At 67.3% G+C, this 1,286-nt stretch carries 2 protein-coding genes; both read left to right on the top strand.

Annotated features, from left to right (window positions below):
* Window positions 1-67 precede the first annotated feature (67 nt).
* Complete coding sequence (locus AB8A24_RS43310) at window positions 68-376, top strand: transposase (RefSeq protein WP_369479247.1); 309 nt, start codon at window positions 68-70, stop codon at window positions 374-376.
* Window positions 373-1,245: an IS3 family transposase gene (locus AB8A24_RS43305; RefSeq protein ID WP_369479246.1), complete on the top strand. Its 873-nt coding sequence runs from the start codon at window positions 373-375 to the stop codon at window positions 1,243-1,245. The genes AB8A24_RS43310 and AB8A24_RS43305 overlap by 4 nt, the downstream gene beginning before the upstream one ends.
* The last annotated feature ends 41 nt before the right edge of the window (window positions 1,246-1,286 follow it).

Here is a 1,286-nt window from a genome sequence, read left to right as displayed (position 1 = left end):
TGGGCTTGATCCGCTTTGACGGACATCGGAGATCAGGGGTTTCGGCCCCGGAAGGATGATGTTCATCATGGAGAGCATGGGGAAGAAGAAGCCGCGCCCTCGCCGCTCGTTCACGCCGGAGTTCAAGGCCGAGATCGTCGAGCTGTGCCGGCGGGGCGACCGCTCGGTTGGCCAGGTCGCCAGGGATTTCGAGCTGACCGAGACGGCAGTGCGGAGCTGGGTGAGGCAGGCCGAGGTCGACGACGGCGAACGGGACGGCCTGACCAGCAGTGAACGTGAGGAACTGGCCGCGCTGCGGCGGGAGAACCGCAGGCTGCGGGAGGACGTGGAGGTCCTCAAGCGTGCGACGGCTTTCTTCGCGAAGGAGACCCGGTGACGGTGCACCCGTTCATCGAGGCGGAGAAACTCGCAGGTCACAGCGTCAAACGGGCGTGTGAACTGCTCCAGGTCTCCCGGACCGCCTACTACGCCCGCAGCACCGGTATTCCTGGCCCCCGGGCGGTGCGGGACGCCGAGCTGACCGAACAGATCACAATCGTCCACGAGCGTTCCCGCGGCACCTACGGTGCTCCGCGCGTCCACGCCGTCCTGCGGCGGGAAGGTGCCGGTTGTGGGCGTCGCCGGGTGGCCCGGCTGATGCGGCAGGCCGGTCTGATCGGCCGGCACAGACGGCGCCGGCACCGCACCACCACCCCCGACCCACACGCGGTCACCCGCCCTGACCTGGTCCTTCGTGACTTCCGGCCTGACCCGGCAGCCCTGGATACCCGCTGGTGCGGAGATATCACCTACATAGCCACGGAGGAGGGGTGGCTCTACCTCGCCACCGTGATCGATATTGCTTCCCGGCGCGTGGTCGGCTGGGCCACCGCCGACCATCTGCGGACCGAACTGGTCGCCGACGCGCTGCGAAACGCCTGCCGAACCCGCCGCCCATCCGGCCCGGTGATCTTCCACTCCGACCGCGGCTGCCAATACACCAGCCATGAACTATCCATCCTGGCCAGCGAGTTCAACGTTCGCCTGTCGGTCGGACGCACTGGGCAATGCTGGGACAACGCGCTCGCGGAATCGTTCTTCTCCACCCTGAAGAACGAGCTCGGCGACACCCGTCCCTGGCCCAGCCGGGCCGCCGCCCACACCGCCATATTCGAGTGGATCGAGAGCTGGTACAACTTGCACCGGATCCACAGCAGCCTCGGCTACCGCAGCCCCGCCGAATACGAGACCACCCTCGCGGCCTGACCACCACACCAAAGGTGTCCGCCAAAGCGGAACAAGCTCAG

This window comes from Streptomyces sp. BF23-19, from assembly GCF_041106355.1.
GTDB classification, from domain to species: Bacteria; Actinomycetota; Actinomycetes; order Streptomycetales; family Streptomycetaceae; genus Streptomyces; species Streptomyces virginiae_A.
The sequence above is the reverse complement of the archived record's forward strand: the minus strand, read 5'-3'. Positions and strand labels throughout refer to the sequence as shown.